Origin of the sequence: Nesterenkonia sp. NBAIMH1 (assembly GCF_007922635.1) — a bacterium.
GTDB lineage: Bacteria > Actinomycetota > Actinomycetes > Actinomycetales > Micrococcaceae > Nesterenkonia > Nesterenkonia pannonica.
In genome coordinates, this window is the sequence record NZ_CP042335.1 from 1,874,573 (window position 1) to 1,891,258 (window position 16,686).

A 16,686-nucleotide genomic window follows, 5' to 3' on the forward strand; every position below is an offset into this window, starting at 1 on the left:
ACATCACCTGCGACCGAACGCAGGGCGGGATGCGTCTCCCCGCGGCGGGACGGTTTGGCGCTGACCCGTACACTAGACAGGTTGGACTCGCATCTCTTCCGGAAGGCACCATCCGCGTGACTATCACCACCCGCAATGATCTGCGCAATGTCGCGATCGTCGCCCACGTCGACCACGGCAAGACCACCCTGGTGGACGCCATGCTCACCCAGACCAAGGCCTACGGCGGCCACGGTGAGAATCAGGAGCGGGTGATGGACTCCGGTGAGCTCGAGAAGGAGAAGGGCATCACCATCCTGGCCAAGAACACCACTGTGTTCTACTCGGGCCCTGCTGCCCAGGAGAAGGCCGACGCCGAGCAGGTCACCATCAACGTGATCGACACCCCCGGCCACGCCGACTTCGGCGGCGAGGTCGAGCGCGGCCTGTCCATGGTCGACGGCGTCGTCCTTCTGGTGGATGCCTCCGAGGGCCCCCTGCCCCAGACCCGCTTCGTGCTGCGCAAGGCGCTCAACGCGAACCTGCCGGTCATTCTCGTGGTCAACAAGACGGACCGCCCCGACGCCCGCATCGACGGCGTCGTCTCCGACACTATGGACCTGCTCCTCGGCCTGGCCTCCGACGTCGCGGAGGAGAACCCCGACCTGGACCTGGACTCCGTCCTCGACGTGCCGGTCGTCTACGCGTCGGGCAAGGCGGGCCGCGCGTCCACGGAGCAGCCCGAGGACGGCGGCCTCCCCGCGAACGAGGACCTCGAGCCTCTCTTCTCCACGATTCTTGAGCACGTCCCCGCACCGACCTACGACAACGAAGAGGTCCTGCAGGCGCACGTCACCAACCTCGACGCCAGCCCCTTCCTCGGCCGTCTTGCCCTGCTGCGCGTCCGCAACGGCACGCTGAAGAAGAACCAGCAGGTCGCATGGGCCCGCAAGGACGGCACGCACAAGACGGTGAAGATCACCGAGCTGCTCGCCACCAAGGGTCTTGAGCGCGTATCAGCTGAGTCCGCCGGCCCCGGCGAGATCGTCGCCGTGGCAGGCATCTCCGACATCATGATCGGCGAGACCCTCACCGACCTTGAGAACCCCAAGCCGCTGCCGAACATCGTCGTCGACGACCCGGCCATCAGCATGACCATCGGCATCAACACCGCTCCCACTGCTGGTCGGGTCAAGGGAGCCAAGGTCACGGCGCGCCAGGTCAAGGACCGGCTCGACCAGGAGCTCATCGGCAACGTGTCCATCAAGGTTCTGCCCACCGAGCGCCCTGACATGTGGGAGGTGCAGGGCCGTGGTGAGCTCGCCCTGGCCATCCTGGTGGAGCAGATGCGCCGGGAGGGCTTCGAGCTCACCGTCGGCAAGCCGCAGGTGGTCACCAAGGAGGTCGACGGCAAGCTCCACGAGCCGATGGAGAACATGACCATCGACGCGCCCGAAGAGTTCATGGGGGCCATCACTCAGCTGATGGCGGGCCGCAAGGGCACCATGAACACCATGACCAACAACGGCACCGGCTGGATCCGCATGGAGTTCATGGTGCCCGCCCGCGGCCTCATCGGATTCCGCACCAAGTTCCTCACCGAGACCCGCGGCGCCGGCATCGCCTCCTCCTACGCGGCCGGCTACGAGCCGTGGAAGGGCGAGATCGAATACCGCCTCGCAGGCTCTCTGATCTCAGACCGGTCCGGCACTGCCACCCCGTTCGCGATGATCAACCTCCAGGATCGCGGCATGTTCTTCGTGGAGCCCACCTCCGAGGTGTACGCGGGCCAGGTCGTCGGCGAGAACTCCCGGGCCGACGACATGGAGATCAACATCACCAAGGAGAAGAAGCTCACGAACATGCGTGCAGCCTCGGCAGACTCCTTCGAGGGCCTCACTCCACCGGCGAAGCTGACCCTGGAGGAGTCCCTCGAGTTCGCCAATGAGGACGAGTGCGTAGAGGTCACTCCCGAGGCCATCCGAATCCGCAAGGTCATCCTCGACTCATCCGAGCGCATGAAGGCATCACGTCGGAAGAAGCAGGCCGACGCGGCCGCCTGAGCTGAAGGATGCCTCGAGCTGGACTTCTCGGCGCCTGTGTCACCATCGGCGTCGTCCTCGGAATCATCGGCACGGCCCTCCACGGCAACATATGGATGGTGGGCGAGGCGGGTTCGCTCGCCCTGGTGCCGTGGGGCGTGCTCGTGGCCCTCGGACTGCTGCTGGCTGCCCAGCTCTGGGCCGGGACCACAGCCCGCGCCGCACTGGAGCCGATGGTGATGGGCGCCTCCGCCTTCACCGTGGCCACAGCAGCCTACATATGGCCCGGACCGGACCAGCTCGTCATTCCCTACAACGAGCTCACCTGGGAGGCGATGCCCGGGCCCGTGCTGGTCTCATTGCTGTGGTGGGGCGGCACCGCGGCGGTCACTGCTGCGTCCATGCTCCTGACCCAATGGGTGCTCGCACAAGATGACCTCTCGCGTCGTCGAGCGGACGTCGCCCTTGATCGCCACCCGTAGAATGTTCAGCAGAAGACCATGCACTCCGCGAGCCCGTGAGGACCTATGACCTACATCATTGCGCTTCCCTGTGTGGACGTGAAGGACAAAGCATGCATCGACGAATGCCCCGTCGACTGCATCTATGAGGGCGAGCGCGCCCTCTACATCCACCCGGACGAATGCGTGGACTGCGGTGCCTGCGAGCCCGTGTGCCCCGTTGAGGCCATCTACTACGAGGATGACCTGCCCGAGGAGTGGGACGAGTATTACCGTGCCAACGTCGACTTCTTCGACGACATCGGCTCCCCGGGCGGGGCCGCAAAGATGGGCAAGATCGACAAAGATCACGAAGTCATCGCCGCCCTGCCGCCGCAGGCTGAGGGCTCATAGACAGCGCGCCGCGCACCGCCGCACCCATTGGCGCGTGTGGCCTGGAACACGATAAGTTAGGGCTGTCTTGCCCTAGCTTGAAGGAGAACCTATGACTGAGCAGGCTGCCGCGAAGCTGGCGTACCAGGACCACGAGCTTGAGCTCCCCGTCGAGAGCGCCGTTGAGGGCAACGATGGCCTCGACATCGGTCCGCTGCTGAAAACCACCGGTGCCGTCACATACGACCCGGGATTCATGAACACCGCCAGCACGAAGTCGGCGATCACCTACATCGACGGCGAAGCCGGCATCCTGCGCTACCGCGGATACCCGATCGAGCAGCTCGCAGAGAAGTCCAACTTCCTCGAGGTCTCGTACCTGCTGATCCACGGCGAACTGCCCACCCAGGACCAGCTGGCCGACTTTGACCACGTCACCCGGCGGCACACGCTGCTCCACGAAGACCTGAAGGACTTCTTCTCCGGATTCCCCCGGGATGCGCACCCCATGCCGGTGCTGTCCTCGGCCGTCTCGGCTCTGTCGACCTTCTACCAGGACTCGCTGGACCCGTTCGACACGGACCACGTAGAGCGCTCCACCTACCGGCTTCTGGCCAAGCTGCCCACCATCGCGTCCTATGCCTACAAGAAGTCCATCGGCCAGGCCATGCTGTACCCCGACAACAGCCTGAACCTCGTCGAGAACTTCATCCGCGGCTGCTTCGCCGTGCCCGCAGAGGGCTACGAGGTCGACCCGGACATGACGAAGGCCCTGGACACCCTGCTGATCCTGCACGCGGACCACGAGCAGAACTGCTCCACATCCACTGTCAGGCTCGTCGGGTCTGCTCAGGCGAACATGTTCGCGTCCGTCTCGGCAGGCATCAACGCTCTCTTCGGCCCAGCCCACGGCGGCGCCAACGAGGCCGTGCTCCACATGCTCAAGGAGCTTCAGGCCTCCGACATGAGCCCCGAAGAGTACATGACAAAGGTCAAGAACAAAGAGGCCGGCATCCGGCTGATGGGCTTCGGCCACCGGGTCTACAAGAACTACGATCCCCGTGCGCGCATCGTGAAGGGCCTCGCAGACGAGCTGCTCGGCAAGCTGGGCGGCGACAACGAGCTCTTCGAGATTGCCCAGCGCCTCGAGGCAGTGGCACTGGAGGACGACTACTTCGTGGAGCGCAAGCTGTACCCGAACGTCGACTTCTACACCGGCCTCATCTACAAGGCCATGGGCTTCCCCGAGAAGATGTTCACGCCCCTCTTCGCGCTGGGTCGCCTCCCCGGATGGATCGCGCAGTGGCGAGAGATGATGAGTGACCGCGGCACCAAGATCGGTCGCCCTCGTCAGCTCTACACAGGCTACGAGGAGCGCGAGTACCCCTCCTGAGCACAGTCCGCACCATGAGAGATGCCCCGGCCGATCGGCCGGGGCATCTCTCATGGTCAGGAGCTCCTCGTCACTCCTCATCCCAGTCACGGTCGAAGCCGATGCGGACCGTATTCTCAGCCACGTCCTCGCGGGATGAATCGGTCCACCCGGCAGCGTCGCGATCCCACATGCGGGAATCGAGCTCCACCGTCTGGATGCCGTACTCCCGTGCGGACGCCACCGCCCAGTGGGCCAGCATCCAGTCCATGCTGTAGCCCTCATCCAGCAGCTCCGAATTCTCGGGGGGCGTCACCGTCACGATGCCGCTCTCGGAGGATCCCTCAAGGTCGACGATGCCTTCCGGAATCGGCTCGGGATCGAAGTCCTCTGCCTCCTCGTCCTCCTCGTCGCCCTCGTACTCGGTGCTTGGGATCTCGAGGGCCGCAGGAAGGAGGGCCACGAGCTCTTCGGAGACCCCCTGAGGGTCGGGGGAGGGGATCTCATCCTCCAGCTGGGAGAGGGTGCACGTCAGGCTCGCTTCCGACTGTCCGGCCAGGGGTGAGAGGAACGTCTCAGCTCGGGACCTGTGCTCAGGGTAGAACTGAGGGTTGTGCGGCCTGAGTAGCGCCTCAGACGCCTCATCGAGAGGCATGTCGGGCTCCCAGACGACCGCGTCCTCGTCCTCGCTGTCTTCGTCCTCATCGACGTCCTCAGCTGCGGCGCGCTCCTCCAGCAGATCGTAGAAGCCCGCTGAGTCGATAGGCGTGCCCTCGGCCGATCCCTCGCCGGCCCAGCTGCCCACTCCTCGGGCGAACAGCACGCGCTCGCCCAGTTCGCCCTCATCCTCCCGCAGCTCGAGATCCGTCTCCTGCAGGGAGATGGCGATGGCGTGGAGGGCTGCCTCCGGAGGCAGGCCTCGTTCTGCCGCTGAGGCGCTGAGGAAGGCCGCACTGTAGGCCTGGGCGGGACTCAGGCGCTGAGTCTCCCCCGCGACCACTGCTTCACAGTGCTCGTCCAGGAGGTACTCGTTCTCATCGATGTAGCGCCAGGCGCCGTAGGCCGTTCCCGCGATAAGGGCGCCTGTCAGCGCCAGCGCGGCCAGCGCCCGGCGGCGCCGTCGTCGCCGGGCCATGGAGCGGGTCGCCGCCGCGTCACGAGGCGGCCGGGAGCGCGGTGCCATCAGTTCTTGTGCAGCGCTTCGTTGAGCTCCACCTTCTGGCCCTGCCGCGGCGAAGCCTCCACTGTGCCGCTGGTGGAGTTGCGCACGAAGAGCAGCCCCGGCACACCGGAGAGCTGTGAGGCCTTGACCACGTCGGTGACGCTGCGGCCCTGGTCCAGGACAGAGACTTTGGTGCCTGCGGTGACGTAGAGCCCGGCCTCGACGACGCAGTCGTCGCCCAGGCTGATGCCCACACCAGAGTTCGCTCCCAGGAGGACCCGCTCACCGAGAGTGATTTTTTCCTTCCCTCCGCCGGAGAGGGTGCCCATGATGCTGGCACCGCCGCCCACATCGGTGCCGTCCCCGATGATGACGCCTGCGCTGATCCGTCCCTCCACCATGGAGGCGCCGAGGGTCCCGGCGTTGAAGTTCACGAAGCCCTCATGCATGACCGTGGTGCCTTCGGCCAAGTGCGCGCCGAGTCGGACTCGATCGGCGTCGGCGATGCGAACGCCGGTGGGAGTCACGTAGTCCACCAGCCGGGGGAACTTGTCGATCGAGTGCACGGTGACGTGTCCGCGCGCCCGCAGCTTCAGCCGGGTGCTCTCAAACCCTTCCACCGCGCAGGGACCGAAGTTCGTCCACACCACGTTCGTCAGGTATCCGAAGATTCCGTCGAGGTTGATGGTGTTGGGGCGGGCGCGCCGGGTGGAGAGCAGGTGCAGCCGCAGCCACACGTCTTCGGTGGAGGCGGCGGGGGAGTCGAGGTCGGCCTCCACGGAAACAGCCTGGGTTCGCACGCCTCGTGCGGGGTCGGTGCTCTCCGCGTCCTGCAGGGATGCGAGCAGCGCCTCATCGGTGTTCTCAGCCAGCGTCGTCAGCGAGGGCTCGGGGAACCACGTGTCGAGAACGGTCCCCTCGTCGGTGACGGTGGCCAGGCCATGTCCGGAAGCAATGCGTGAAGTCATGCCGCCCATCCTATCCAGGGGGTGGAGCAGCTCCTGTGTAACGGTTGTGTTTCGGATCACTTCCCAGCTGGTCGCGGACGGGTCTGGTCGCATAGCCTGTGTGAACCCTAGTCTCGGCTGATGTTCAGCTGGGAGCGCACCATCACTTGCAGGAGGAACCCGTATGAGCGTCCGTCGAATGACTCGACTCACCGCCGGAATGACCGCCATCGCCGCCATGACTGCCCTGGCAGCCTGCGGCAACGGCGATGACGCCGAAGACAACGGAGACAACGGAGACGGCGAGGTTGAGACGGGCGACGAGGGTGACTTCATCGACGACCTCGAGTTCACCACCGGCGGCACCGGCGGTGCCTACTACCCCCTCGGCGGCGACCTTTCCACCATCTTCGAGAACGAAACCGACGCCACGGTGAACTACGTGGAGTCCGGCGGTTCGGTGGAGAACCTGGGCCGCATCCTGCAGGAGGCGTCTCAGCTCGGGCTGTCGCAGAACGACACTGCGGCCAACGCCGTCAACGGAGAGCTGGACATCAGCGAGGATGACGAGGACGAAGAGTTCGTGACCGTCGACAATGTCGGCTGGATCGCCAACCTCTACCCCGAGGCCATGCACATTGTGGTCCGCGACGACGCCGGAATCGACTCCATCGAGGACCTCGACGGCGCCACGATCGCTGTGGGCGATGTCGGATCCGGAACGCGTGACATCTCCGACGCGATCCTTGAGCACTACGACATCGACTACACCCCTGAGGAGACCGAGTTCGGCGACTCCACCGAGATGCTGGCCGACGGTCAGATCGACGCATCCATGTTCGTGGTCGGCGTGCCCGTCGGATCACTGACCGAGCTGGCGCAGTCCACCGACACCAGCCTGCTCTCCCTGCCGCAGGATGACGCCGAGGAGATCGCCGAAGGCGGCCTGTACGAGGCCTACACCATCGACTCCGACGCGTACGACTTCCTTGAGGAAGACGTCACAACCCTCTCCGTCTTCGCGGCGCTGGTGGCCTCCACCACGCAGGTCAGTGAGGATCTCGCCTACGACATCACGGCTGCGCTGTTCGACAACGTCGACGACGTGTCCGTGGCACAGGGTGAGAGCATCGACATTGACGAGGCTCTTCTCGGCATCGGCGACATTCCGCTGCACCCCGGCGCTGAGCGCTACTTCGAGGAGCAGGGCATCGAGGCGGAGGACGGCGACGAATCCCCTGAGGATGCCGACGACGAGGCTGAAGCTGACGAGGATGCGTGAGTCGACCTCCCCATCTCTGACTGAGCGGCACCGCTGTGAATAGAACTGCGGCAGAGCAGCCCCGGGCTGGAGCGTTCCCTGAGGACGTCAAGCCCGGGGCTGCTGCTGAGGAGAGCGCCGAAGACATCCTGCGCGAGCATGACATTTCCAGCCGGTTCCGTACGGAGCTCGGCTGGTGGGGGTGGCTCGTCGGGGGAATCGCGGTGGTCTTCACCGCGTACCACCTCTTCTCGGCGTTCTACCGCCCGTACAACACATGGATGCATGGGTCCCTGCATGTGGCAGGGGCCCTTGCTCTGATCTTCCTGCTCTACCCAGCCTCTAAGCGGCTTCTGCACACCCCGGAGAGCAGCAGCCCAGCGCTGAGCCTGGTTGTGGGGCGCCACCGCGGGGTGCCCTGGTACGACATCATCCTGGCGGGCGCCTCGGTCTACTGCAGCACCTACATCTTCTTCAACTATGACCACCTGGTCTCCAACCGAGTTCAGCTGGTCGGCTTCGAAGACCAGGACATCATGGTGGCGCTCTTCGGCGTTGCCCTGGTCCTCGAAGCCACACGCCGCTGCGTCGGTCTGCCGATCGTGATCATCGCGGGCCTGGCACTGGCCTACGCCGTCTACGGGGAGAACCTTCCGATGTTCTCCCACCGAGGGCAGGACTGGACGGAGGTGGGCACCAATCTCTTCCTCAGCTCCGGCCAGGGAATCTTCGGCACCCCGATCCAAGTCTCAGCCAACTTCATCTTCCTGTTCCTGTTCTTCGCTGTGGTGCTGATGCGCACCAACATCGGGCAGTTCTTCAACGACCTGGCCTTCCGAGCGGCCGGCAAATATTCGGGAGGACCCGCCAAGGCTGCGGTGGGCGCCTCGGGGCTGCAGGGCATGATCTCCGGTTCCTCCGTGGCGAACACGGTCGCCTCGGGCTCCTTCACCATCCCCATCATGAAGAAGGCCGGCTTCAAGCCGCATGTGGCGGCCGCGACGGAAGCCACCGCGTCCACCGGCGGTCAGCTGATGCCGCCGATCATGGGAGCCGCAGCCTTCATCATGGCTCAGAACGTGGCCGAGGTGGAGTACAACGAGCTCATCGTCATAGCCATCATCCCCGCAGGCCTGTACTTCCTCGGCGCCCTGCTCTCCATCCACTTCGAGGCCAAGCGCAACGGGCTCAAGGGCATGGATCCCTCCGAGCTGCCGGCCTGGCGCTCCCTGCTGCTGCGCATGGATATGCTGCTGCCGCTGGTGGTGATCATCGCAACCCTGCTCTCAGGAATGAGCGCCATGCGTGCCGCGCTCTTCGGCATCGGCACAGCGCTGGCGATCGGCCTGATCCGGGCCACATTCCAGAACTTCATCCCGGTGATCGCGCAGGCATCTCAGGAGGGCCGGAGCCCCGTCGTGGAGACGGGCAAGCTGCTCCTGGCTCTGCTTCACGCAGTGATCGAGATGTTCATCGCCGGCGCCCGGACGGCCCTGCCGGTCATCGCAGCATGTGCTACGGCCGGCATTGTGGCCGGAACCGTGACGTCGACAGGGTTGGGCAGCCAGCTTGGATCGGGGCTGATCCAGATCGCCGGCGGGAACTTCCTGCTCGTGCTGTTCTTCGTGATGATCGCCTGCATCGTGCTGGGCATGGGCCTTCCGACCACAGCGAACTACGTGGTGACCGCCACGGTGGCCGCACCCATCCTGTACTCGAACTTCGATGTGCCGATGATCGCTGCGCACATGTTCGTCTTCTTCTTCGGAATTCTGGCTGACATCACGCCGCCCGTCTGTCTGGCCGCCTACGCCGGCGCGGGCATCGCTCACGCGAATCCGATGGCCGCCGGCGTGACGGCGCTGAAGATCGCATTTGCGGGGTTCATCATCCCGTATGCCTTCATTCTTCAGCCGGCGCTGCTTCTCCAGGGAACGTGGGATGAGACGCTGAGGTACCTGGCCATGACGATCCTCGGGCTCGTCGGTCTCGCGTCAGGCCTGGGCGGGTACCTCCTGATGCGTGCTGTGGTGATCGAGCGTGTGCTGCTGATGGTCGGCGGTGCCCTGCTCGTGTATCCGGACATGCTGATCTCCGTTGCCGGCATGGTCCTCTTCGGGCTGGCAGTCGCCTCGCAGGCGGTGCGTCGTCGTCGGGGCGGCGGACCCGGTGAGTCTGATGAGGAGTCTCCCGCACGTGCCGCTGCCGCTCCCGCATGACCCGACCGGTCGTCTAGGGTGGGCCTATGGCTGACAAGGTTGCTCTCATCACCGGCGGAACACGCGGAATCGGCGGTGCTATCGCGGCGGATCTGGGCCGTGATCACCGCATCATCGTCGGAGGCTCCGATGCAGAGCGGGTGCGGAGCGCCGCGGAGGAGCTGACTCGGGCAGGGTTCGATGCCTCCGGCTGGACGGCGGATCTGAGCGACGTCGGTTCGATCGCGGATGCGTTCGCGCAGCTGAATCTGACTCGCCTGGATGTCCTGGTCCACAGCGCCGGTGTGGCCTGGCTGCAGCCGGTGGCCGAAGCATCGGCAGAGGAGTGGCAGCGCATGTTCAGCGTGAACCTGTTTGCCGTGGCGGAGCTCACGCGCGCAGCTCTGCCGCTGCTGAGGGCCTCACGCGGTCAGGTGGTGTCGATCAATTCGGGCTCAGGCTTTGTGGCTCGGGTCAACAGTGCGATGTACTCTGGCAGCAAGTTCGCCCTGCGGGCCTTCACCGATTCGCTGCGGGAGGAGGAGCGCGGCCAGGTGAGGGTCACCTCCATCCACCCCGGCCGGGTGGACACGGACATGCAGGTGGCTCTGCAGCAGCAGTCGGGCAGCACCGACTACGACGGCAGCATCTATGTCTCGCCGCAGTCGATCGCTGAGACAGTCCGCACCGCGGTGGAGCTCGATCCGGCGTCGACGGTTGAGGAGCTGGTCATCCGGCCCGTCGCCCAGAAGCGCTGAGGCTCAGGCCTGCTCACTCATGAGCGCGGCTCATAGTCGCTGAGGGTCCACGCCCGCAGCGTGGAGATGAGCTCGTCTGGGGTGTCGGCGACGACGAGGGCGTCGCGCCGCCATTCGGCGATGAAGCCCTCGGCGACCTGGTGGTCGATCATCTCCACCAGCGGGTCCCAGAACCTCTTGGTGCCGTAGAGGGCCACAGGTTTGGTGTGCAGCCCCAGGTACTGCCAGGTCCAGGCTTCGAAGAGCTCCTCCAGGGTTCCCATCCCGCCGGGAAGGGTGACGAACGCGTCTCCGAGCTCCGCCATGCGGGCCTTGCGGGCGTGCATGTCCTCGACGATCTCCAGCTCGGTGAGCCCTCGGTGTGCGACCTCTCGGCTCACCAGCACCTCCGGGATCACACCGGTGACACGTCCGCCGGCCTCCAGGGTCGAGTCGGCGATCTGGCCCATCAGTCCCACCTTGCCCCCGCCGTAGACGACCTCGACGTCGGCCTCGGCCAGCGCCGCGCCCAGCCGACGGGTCTCGCGCTGGTAGGCCAGATCGGCTCCGGAGGCGCTGCCGGTGAATACGGTGAGACGGTTCAGTTCAGCCACGCCGCTCATCCTATGAGGGGACTTCGCGATGGATCGATCGATTTCGCGCCGATGCGTCGTTCCTGCTAAGATTTCTAAGTCCCATTCCTCCATAGCTCAACGGCAGAGCACTCGACTGTTAATCGAGCGGTTGCTGGTTCGAATCCAGCTGGGGGAGCGAGTTCTCTAGGAGGCCTCCGTCGTGATCGGCGGGGGCCTCTTGTCGTCTGGTGGGGAATCGTCGGCTCACTGCAGGGGCGCCGGCCCGGGCCCGAATACTAGGATGGAGCGCTGTGACAGACTCCGCCGACATCGCACGCCTCATCATCTCCTGCCCGGACCAGCCCGGCATCGTCGCCGCGGTCTCGCAGACCATCGCCGATCTGGGCGGGAACATCATCACCTTGGACCAGTACTCAACTGACCCCGAGGGGGGACGTTTCTTCCAGCGGACAGTCTTCCGTCTCCCCGGCCTCGCTGCGGTGCGCCCGCAGCTGGAGCAGGCGATCCAGGAGCGGCTTGCGAACCGGTTCGGCATGAAGTGGTCGCTTCACGACACTGCGCGCCGCAAGCGAGTGGCGATCTTCGCCTCCAAGACCGACCACTGCCTTCTTGACCTGCTGTGGCGGCATCGGCGGGGTGAGCTGCCCATGGACATCGCCATGGTCGTCTCCAATCACCCGGATCTCGCCGAGGACGTGCGCACCTTCGGGATCCCGTTCTTCCACGTCCCCGCCACTCCGGCGTCCAAGGCCGAGGCAGAGTCGAAGCACCTGGAGCTGCTCGGAGGAAACGTGGACCTCGTGGTTCTGGCCCGCTATATGCAGATTCTGTCCCCGGAGTTCTTGGATGCGGTGGGCGCGCCCGTCATCAACATCCACCACAGCTTCCTGCCGGCCTTCATCGGCGCGGGCCCGTATCAGAAGGCGAAGGACCGCGGCGTGAAGCTCATCGGCGCCACGGCCCACTACGTCACCGAAGACCTCGACGAGGGTCCCATCATCGAGCAGGACGTCATTCGCGTCTCCCACGCGGACGACGTAGCCCAGCTGACCCGGTACGGCGCCGATGTCGAGCGTGCAGTGCTCTCCCGTGCGGTGAAGTGGCACTGCCAGGACAGGGTCCTGCGCCACGGGAGGACCACCGTCGTGTTCTGATGAGCTGACGGGCCGCCCCGTGAGGAGCGGCCCGTCAGTCGGGGGAGGGACCTGTCAGGCGTCGATCCGCGTGTGGTCCTTCTCCTGGTTCGGCTCGACGCCGTCGGCGCCTGAGCCGCCGGTGCTGATCCGGATCCTGCGGGGCCTGTCCTCGGCGTATACGCCCGGCACCCGGACCGTCAGCACTCCGTTCTCATAGCCGGCGCTGATGGAGTCCTGGTCGACGTCGGACGGAAGGCTCACCGTGCGTGAGAAGGTGCCGTAGCGAATCTCGCGCAGACCGTCCGCCTCATGGGCGGAGCGACGTTCCCCGGAGATCGTGAGGTTCCGGCCGGAGAGCTCGACGGTCACGTCGGACTCAGCGTCCATGCCCGGCAGGTCTGCGGCGAGGACGAGGTCGTCCTCCTCGCGGCGGGCATCGAGGGCCGGGACGAACCCGGAGGTGCGCTGGACCTCCTGGCTCAGTGGGCCGTCATCTTCGACGGTCACTGTAGAAAACTGAATCGGGTCCCCGACTATTCCAAACATAAGCAGGTTCCGCTCAACTTCTTTGGGGTCGCAGACAGGTTCGCACCGTGCTGGTTCGAGCGATCGCGGTTAGGGTGACCTTATGTCGGACAAGCCGCGCAAGATTCGCCGCCAGACTCTGCTCCACGTGGTCAGCCGCGAGCAGCTCAGCCCTCATATGGTCCGCCTTGTCCTCGGCGGGCAGGATTTCCGCGCCATCGAGTTCAAAGAGGACACCGACCAATACATCAAGCTCCTCTTCGCCGACCCCTCGCTCGGCCTGGAGCCCCCGTTCGACATGGAGGCCCTGCGGGACCGGCTGCCCAAGCATCAGATGCCGACGACGCGCACGTACACCATCCGCCACATCGACCGCGAGGCGGAGCAGATCTGGGTGGACTTCGTCACCCACGGCGACGAAGGCCTCGCGGGCCCATGGGCTGAGCGTGCTCAGCCGGGCGACCCGATCAGCTTCTTCGGCCCCGGATCCGGATATTCTCCGAGGCCGGACGCGGACTGGCATCTGCTCGCCGGCGATGAGGCCGCACTGCCGGCGATCGCACGATCCGTCGAGTCGATGTCGCTGGATGCCTCAGGCCTCGTACTGGTCGAAGTGCGAAGCGAGGAGGAGCGTCAGCAGATCGACGCGCCGGCCGGAGTCGAGGTCAGGTGGCTGTACCGTGGTGCTGACTTCACGCCGGAGACGACGGTCCTGGCCGATGAGATCCGTCGCACCGAGCTGCCGCCGGGAGACGTGCAGGCCTTCGTGCACGGCGAACGGGCCCAGATGAAGGAGATCCGTCGCCATCTGGTGAAGGAGCGGGGCCTCAACCGCAAGGAGCTCTCGATCTCTGCCTACTGGGCCTATGGGCGCAAGGAGCAGGACTTCCAAGCCGAGAAGAAGACGCCCGCTGGCCAGATCGACGACGACTAGCCGCTGAGCGGAGTCTTCGCGCGGAGGGGGTGGGAAGCGCTGGGCTAACTCCCGGCGACGCCTGAACTTGTGCCCATGACCAGTGCCACCACCAGCATTCCCGCGAAGAGCAGGACGGTGACGGCTGCGCACGGCCCGGCCCACCTCTCATAGCCGGCCAGCTCATGATCTCTTCTGTCTCTCATGGTGCCTGACAGGAGAAGGAACAGGTCAATGATGGTCCAGGCGCCGGTGATCGACATCGCGGCGAGCGCTGGCCCTATCTGGTCCACTGCGAAGAGCATCAGTGCCAGGCCGAAGAGCAGAGTCTTCACGGCAGCCGTGGCGAACAGCCCCAGGTACCAGCGCTGGGCACCGACCAAGCCGCCCACCACGGCCGCTGCCCACGCGATGACGAATCGCTTGCCGCTGATCGGGCGGTTCCGGTGAGCGAGCCGATCCTCTTCGGTGTAGGTGTTCGCGTACAGCTCGTCGAGGTCGTAGTCCGGGCCCACGGGCGCTCGCTTCCTGTCGCATCGCTGATCGGCTGAGTCGGCCTTCCGACTCCTGAAATCCATGGTACTCGGGGATGCGGCTCTCCCGTGAGGCGTAGGCATGTGAATGCGTATGACGGCGGCTCTCGACGCGGAGAGCGCAGTGCCCTACTGTTCTGTGGCCTGCCGCAGCGCTGCGCCGCGACCCCCCTCCCTCACCGCTCGTTCCACGAAGGAGCTTCCTCCCCGCTATGCCGACCAACAGAACCCGGATCGACTCCTCGATCTTCCAACCGGCCCCCACATGTGCGGCGCCTCCCGTCCCCGACCCCGCACAGTCGCCCCAGGCCCGCAGAATCTCAGTGTTCCTTCTGCTTGCTGCCGGCCTGCTGGCCTGGGTCTTCTTCTCCAACGCACTGCGCGAAGGCGCTGAGCGGGGCGTGTACTTCGCCGTGCTTCTGGTGCTGGGGCTCGGTCTCGGAATTGCGCTCTTCCACTCCCGCTTCGGCTTCACCTCTGCGTGGAGGCAGCTGGTGGCCGTGGGCAACGGCCAGGGCGTCCGCAACCATGCGCTGCTCCTGGGCACGACGGCGACGATCTTCATGCTGCTGTTCGTGACCGGCTGGTCGGCGTTCGGCAACGAGCCGACTCCCTACAGCGGAACGATCGGAGTGGGACTGCTCATCGGCGCGTTCATCTTCGGCATAGGGATGCAGCTCGGCGGCGGATGCGCCTCCGGCACGCTTTTCGCGGTCGGCTCCGGCCAGTCCACCGTGGTGCCGACGCTGCTGGGGTTCATCGCCGGCTCGGTGATCTTCACGGCACCATGGTTCTTCCCCCTGATGCGGGATCTTCCGGGCATGGACCCCGTGCTGCTGTCCGACCATGTAGGCCATGTGGGCGGATGGGTCGTGACCATCGCAGCTCTGCTGGTGATCGTCGCTGTCTCGAAGGCGGTTCAGGCGCGCCGCAATCCGCCCCCGGCGGGGGTTCCTCCGACGACGCGCGGCTGGGCCCGCGCCCTGCGCGGCTCGTGGCCCATGTGGGTCGGGGCTCTGACGCTGGCCGGTCTCGGGGGTGCGGTGATGTGGGTGTCCGGCGGCATCTGGGGCATCACCAATGCCCTGGCGCTCTGGGGAGCCAAGTTCCTTCAGCTGTTCGGCATGCAGCCGGAGACGTGGGACTTCTGGCAGCAGGACGGATGGTCCGAGATGCTTGCGAATCCGGTGCTGTCCCACCAGAACTCACTGACGAACTTCGGCATCATGATCGGGGCTGCGATTGCCGCAGCTGCCGGCGGATCCTGGGTTCTGAACAAGAGCATCAGCTGGGGGCACGTAGGGGTTGCCTTCTTCGGCGGGATTCTCATGGGAATCGGCGCGCGCATGGCCGAGGGCTGCAATATCGGCGCCTACTTGGGCGGCATCGCTTCGGGGTCCGTCTCCGGGTGGCTGTGGGCGCTCGCAGCGCTGGCCGGCACCTGGGCCGGGCTGAAGGCGCGCTCGCTGGTGGGGCTGGCCAACCCCCGCCCGACTGATTCGGTCTGCTGACAGCCGCGTGTGGTAGCTGCCGCCCTCCCCCTGATGCCCAGGCTTCGGCGGGAGGGTGGTGATAGTTTGGGGCAGAAGATCAGCTGGCCCCTCACCGGATGGAGGCACCCACCGTGGCAGAGAACGTCGCGCCGCCGCGCAAGTCCAAGACCTCGACGCTCGACGTCGCGAAGCTTCTGCTGCGCCTAGGCCCCAAGCAGATCAATGACGAGATCGGACTGGCCCTTGCGCAGATGAAGGCCAAAGGCGTCGCCGCCGGTGTGGCTGCTGCGCTGATGGTCATCGGGCTGGTCTTCGTCGCCTTCCTGGTGGTGGCGCTGATCGTCGCCGCTATCGCCGGACTGTCCCTCATCTTCCAGATGTGGGCTGCTGCGCTGATCGTCGGCGGAGCCTTCCTGCTGATCGCACTGATCTTCGTGCTGGTGGGACTTGCCAAGCTGAAGGCCGCGATGCCCCTGAAGCCTGAGGACGCCATCCGCGGATTCCGCCTCGATCTGGGGGTGGCGCGTGAGGGCACCAGCTTCGACCCGGCGAGCCTGGACCGTGCGGATGAGCAGAAGCGCCAGGCCAAGGCTGAGGCGAAGCGCCAGGCCGCTGAGCAGCGGAAGACTCCCGGCACAGGCGAGCCCGAGAAGCCGAACTACACGGAGCTGCTGCGTCGCACCTCCCTGCGTCGTGACCACATCGCCGGGCTGCAGGATCAGTTCATGGCCCGTCTGCCCAAGGGCAAGCAGGCTGACGACGAGCTTGCCTCGAGTCCCGTGGAGCCCGACCCTCGCGCGGAGCCCCGCTCGGCGCGATCCGATCAGGCCCGCGAATTTGTGGCCGGTCGGTGGAAGCCGCTCTCCGTGGCCGCGGGGGCTACGGCCGCTGGTGCAGTGTTTCTGCGCGAACTGGTCAAGCGCTGACCGCCCGGAGCGGCCGCGTCGACTCCGAGTAGA

The 16,686-nt window shown here is 65.8% G+C and carries 16 protein-coding genes and 1 tRNA gene; 12 read left to right on the plus strand and 5 right to left on the minus strand.

Annotation, left to right across the window (positions count from 1 at the left end; translation table 11 throughout):
- The first annotated feature begins 110 nt into the window (after positions 1–110).
- The 4 genes from typA (at position 111) to FS388_RS08945 (ending at position 4,247) form a co-directional block, all read left to right on the plus strand.
- Positions 111–2,042 (plus strand): translational GTPase TypA, encoded by a 1,932-nt coding sequence (gene typA / locus FS388_RS08930; protein ID WP_246836363.1) that lies wholly within the window; start codon positions 111–113, stop codon positions 2,040–2,042.
- Positions 2,043–2,050: 8 nt separating this feature from the next.
- Entirely contained in the window at positions 2,051–2,503 is a 453-nt protein-coding gene (locus FS388_RS08935) for a hypothetical protein (RefSeq protein ID WP_146341104.1), read from the plus strand.
- Between the two features lie 45 nt (positions 2,504–2,548).
- Positions 2,549–2,875, plus strand: a complete 327-nt coding sequence (gene fdxA / locus FS388_RS08940; RefSeq protein WP_146341105.1) for a ferredoxin — start codon at positions 2,549–2,551, stop codon at positions 2,873–2,875.
- A gap of 91 nt (positions 2,876–2,966) precedes the next feature.
- A complete protein-coding gene (locus FS388_RS08945) occupies positions 2,967–4,247 on the plus strand; it encodes a citrate synthase (RefSeq protein ID WP_146341106.1) in 1,281 nt (426 codons plus the stop codon).
- A gap of 70 nt (positions 4,248–4,317) precedes the next feature.
- On the opposite strand, the gene FS388_RS08950 is transcribed toward FS388_RS08945, so the two are convergent.
- Together FS388_RS08950 and dapD are read right to left on the minus strand one after the other, a co-directional pair.
- Positions 4,318–5,409, minus strand: a complete 1,092-nt coding sequence (locus FS388_RS08950; protein ID WP_146341107.1) for a hypothetical protein — start codon at positions 5,407–5,409, stop codon at positions 4,318–4,320.
- Positions 5,409–6,356 (minus strand): 2,3,4,5-tetrahydropyridine-2,6-dicarboxylate N-succinyltransferase, encoded by a 948-nt coding sequence (gene dapD, locus FS388_RS08955; RefSeq protein WP_246836163.1) that lies wholly within the window; start codon positions 6,354–6,356, stop codon positions 5,409–5,411. The genes FS388_RS08950 and dapD overlap by 1 nt, the downstream gene beginning before the upstream one ends.
- 178 nt (positions 6,357–6,534) lie before the next feature.
- Here dapD and FS388_RS08960 point away from each other — a divergent pair, with 178 nt between their 5' ends.
- Genes FS388_RS08960 through FS388_RS08970 form a run of 3 tightly spaced genes read left to right on the plus strand, consistent with a single transcriptional unit; the run spans position 6,535 to position 10,552 of the window.
- A complete protein-coding gene (locus FS388_RS08960; protein WP_146341109.1) occupies positions 6,535–7,617 on the plus strand; it encodes a TAXI family TRAP transporter solute-binding subunit in 1,083 nt (360 codons plus the stop codon).
- 35 nt (positions 7,618–7,652) lie between these two features.
- Entirely contained in the window at positions 7,653–9,815 is a 2,163-nt protein-coding gene (locus FS388_RS08965; RefSeq protein ID WP_146341110.1) for a TRAP transporter permease, read from the plus strand.
- Between the two features lie 26 nt (positions 9,816–9,841).
- Positions 9,842–10,552, plus strand: coding sequence for an SDR family oxidoreductase (locus tag FS388_RS08970; RefSeq protein WP_146341111.1), 711 nt, complete (start codon positions 9,842–9,844; stop codon positions 10,550–10,552).
- Positions 10,553–10,569: 17 nt separating this feature from the next.
- Here FS388_RS08970 and FS388_RS08975 read toward each other — a convergent pair whose 3' ends face one another.
- Positions 10,570–11,145, minus strand: a complete 576-nt coding sequence (locus FS388_RS08975) for a TIGR00730 family Rossman fold protein (RefSeq protein ID WP_246836164.1) — start codon at positions 11,143–11,145, stop codon at positions 10,570–10,572.
- Positions 11,146–11,230: 85 nt separating this feature from the next.
- Here FS388_RS08975 and FS388_RS08980 point away from each other — a divergent pair.
- Positions 11,231–11,302, plus strand: a tRNA-Asn gene (locus FS388_RS08980).
- A 115-nt stretch (positions 11,303–11,417) separates the two neighbouring features.
- On the plus strand, positions 11,418–12,281 hold the full coding sequence (purU, locus tag FS388_RS08985) for a formyltetrahydrofolate deformylase (protein WP_210410172.1): 864 nt from the start codon (positions 11,418–11,420) through the stop codon (positions 12,279–12,281).
- A gap of 54 nt (positions 12,282–12,335) precedes the next feature.
- On the opposite strand, the gene FS388_RS08990 is transcribed toward purU, so the two are convergent.
- Positions 12,336–12,770, minus strand: a complete 435-nt coding sequence (locus FS388_RS08990) for an Hsp20/alpha crystallin family protein (RefSeq protein WP_168198668.1) — start codon at positions 12,768–12,770, stop codon at positions 12,336–12,338.
- 121 nt (positions 12,771–12,891) lie between these two features.
- Between FS388_RS08990 and FS388_RS08995 the strand changes: the two genes are divergently transcribed.
- The gene (locus FS388_RS08995; protein WP_146341113.1) at positions 12,892–13,722 is read left to right on the plus strand and encodes a siderophore-interacting protein; all 831 of its coding nucleotides are present in this window, start codon (positions 12,892–12,894) and stop codon (positions 13,720–13,722) included.
- Between the two features lie 44 nt (positions 13,723–13,766).
- Here FS388_RS08995 and FS388_RS09000 read toward each other — a convergent pair whose 3' ends face one another.
- On the minus strand, positions 13,767–14,216 hold the full coding sequence (locus FS388_RS09000) for a TM2 domain-containing protein (protein ID WP_146341114.1): 450 nt from the start codon (positions 14,214–14,216) through the stop codon (positions 13,767–13,769).
- 230 nt (positions 14,217–14,446) lie between these two features.
- On the opposite strand from FS388_RS09000, the gene FS388_RS09005 reads away from it, so the two are divergent.
- Together FS388_RS09005 and FS388_RS09010 are read left to right on the plus strand one after the other, a co-directional pair.
- The gene (locus FS388_RS09005) at positions 14,447–15,745 is read left to right on the plus strand and encodes a YeeE/YedE family protein (protein ID WP_146341115.1); all 1,299 of its coding nucleotides are present in this window, start codon (positions 14,447–14,449) and stop codon (positions 15,743–15,745) included.
- Between the two features lie 113 nt (positions 15,746–15,858).
- Positions 15,859–16,653, plus strand: a complete 795-nt coding sequence (locus FS388_RS09010; protein WP_168198669.1) for a phage holin family protein — start codon at positions 15,859–15,861, stop codon at positions 16,651–16,653.
- The last annotated feature ends 33 nt before the right edge of the window (positions 16,654–16,686 follow it).

Coding starts and splice junctions, on each gene's coding strand:
- FS388_RS08970 (WP_146341111.1), top strand. CDS start 9,842: ATGGCTGACAAGGTTGCTCTCATCACCGGCGGAACACGCGGAATCGGC.
- FS388_RS08935 (WP_146341104.1), top strand. CDS start 2,051: ATGCCTCGAGCTGGACTTCTCGGCGCCTGTGTCACCATCGGCGTCGTC.
- FS388_RS08995 (WP_146341113.1), top strand. CDS start 12,892: ATGTCGGACAAGCCGCGCAAGATTCGCCGCCAGACTCTGCTCCACGTG.
- fdxA (WP_146341105.1), top strand. CDS start 2,549: ATGACCTACATCATTGCGCTTCCCTGTGTGGACGTGAAGGACAAAGCA.
- FS388_RS09005 (WP_146341115.1), top strand. CDS start 14,447: ATGCCGACCAACAGAACCCGGATCGACTCCTCGATCTTCCAACCGGCC.
- dapD (WP_246836163.1), bottom strand. CDS start 6,356: ATGACTTCACGCATTGCTTCCGGACATGGCCTGGCCACCGTCACCGAC.
- FS388_RS08960 (WP_146341109.1), top strand. CDS start 6,535: ATGACTCGACTCACCGCCGGAATGACCGCCATCGCCGCCATGACTGCC.
- FS388_RS08950 (WP_146341107.1), bottom strand. CDS start 5,409: ATGGCACCGCGCTCCCGGCCGCCTCGTGACGCGGCGGCGACCCGCTCC.
- FS388_RS08945 (WP_146341106.1), top strand. CDS start 2,967: ATGACTGAGCAGGCTGCCGCGAAGCTGGCGTACCAGGACCACGAGCTT.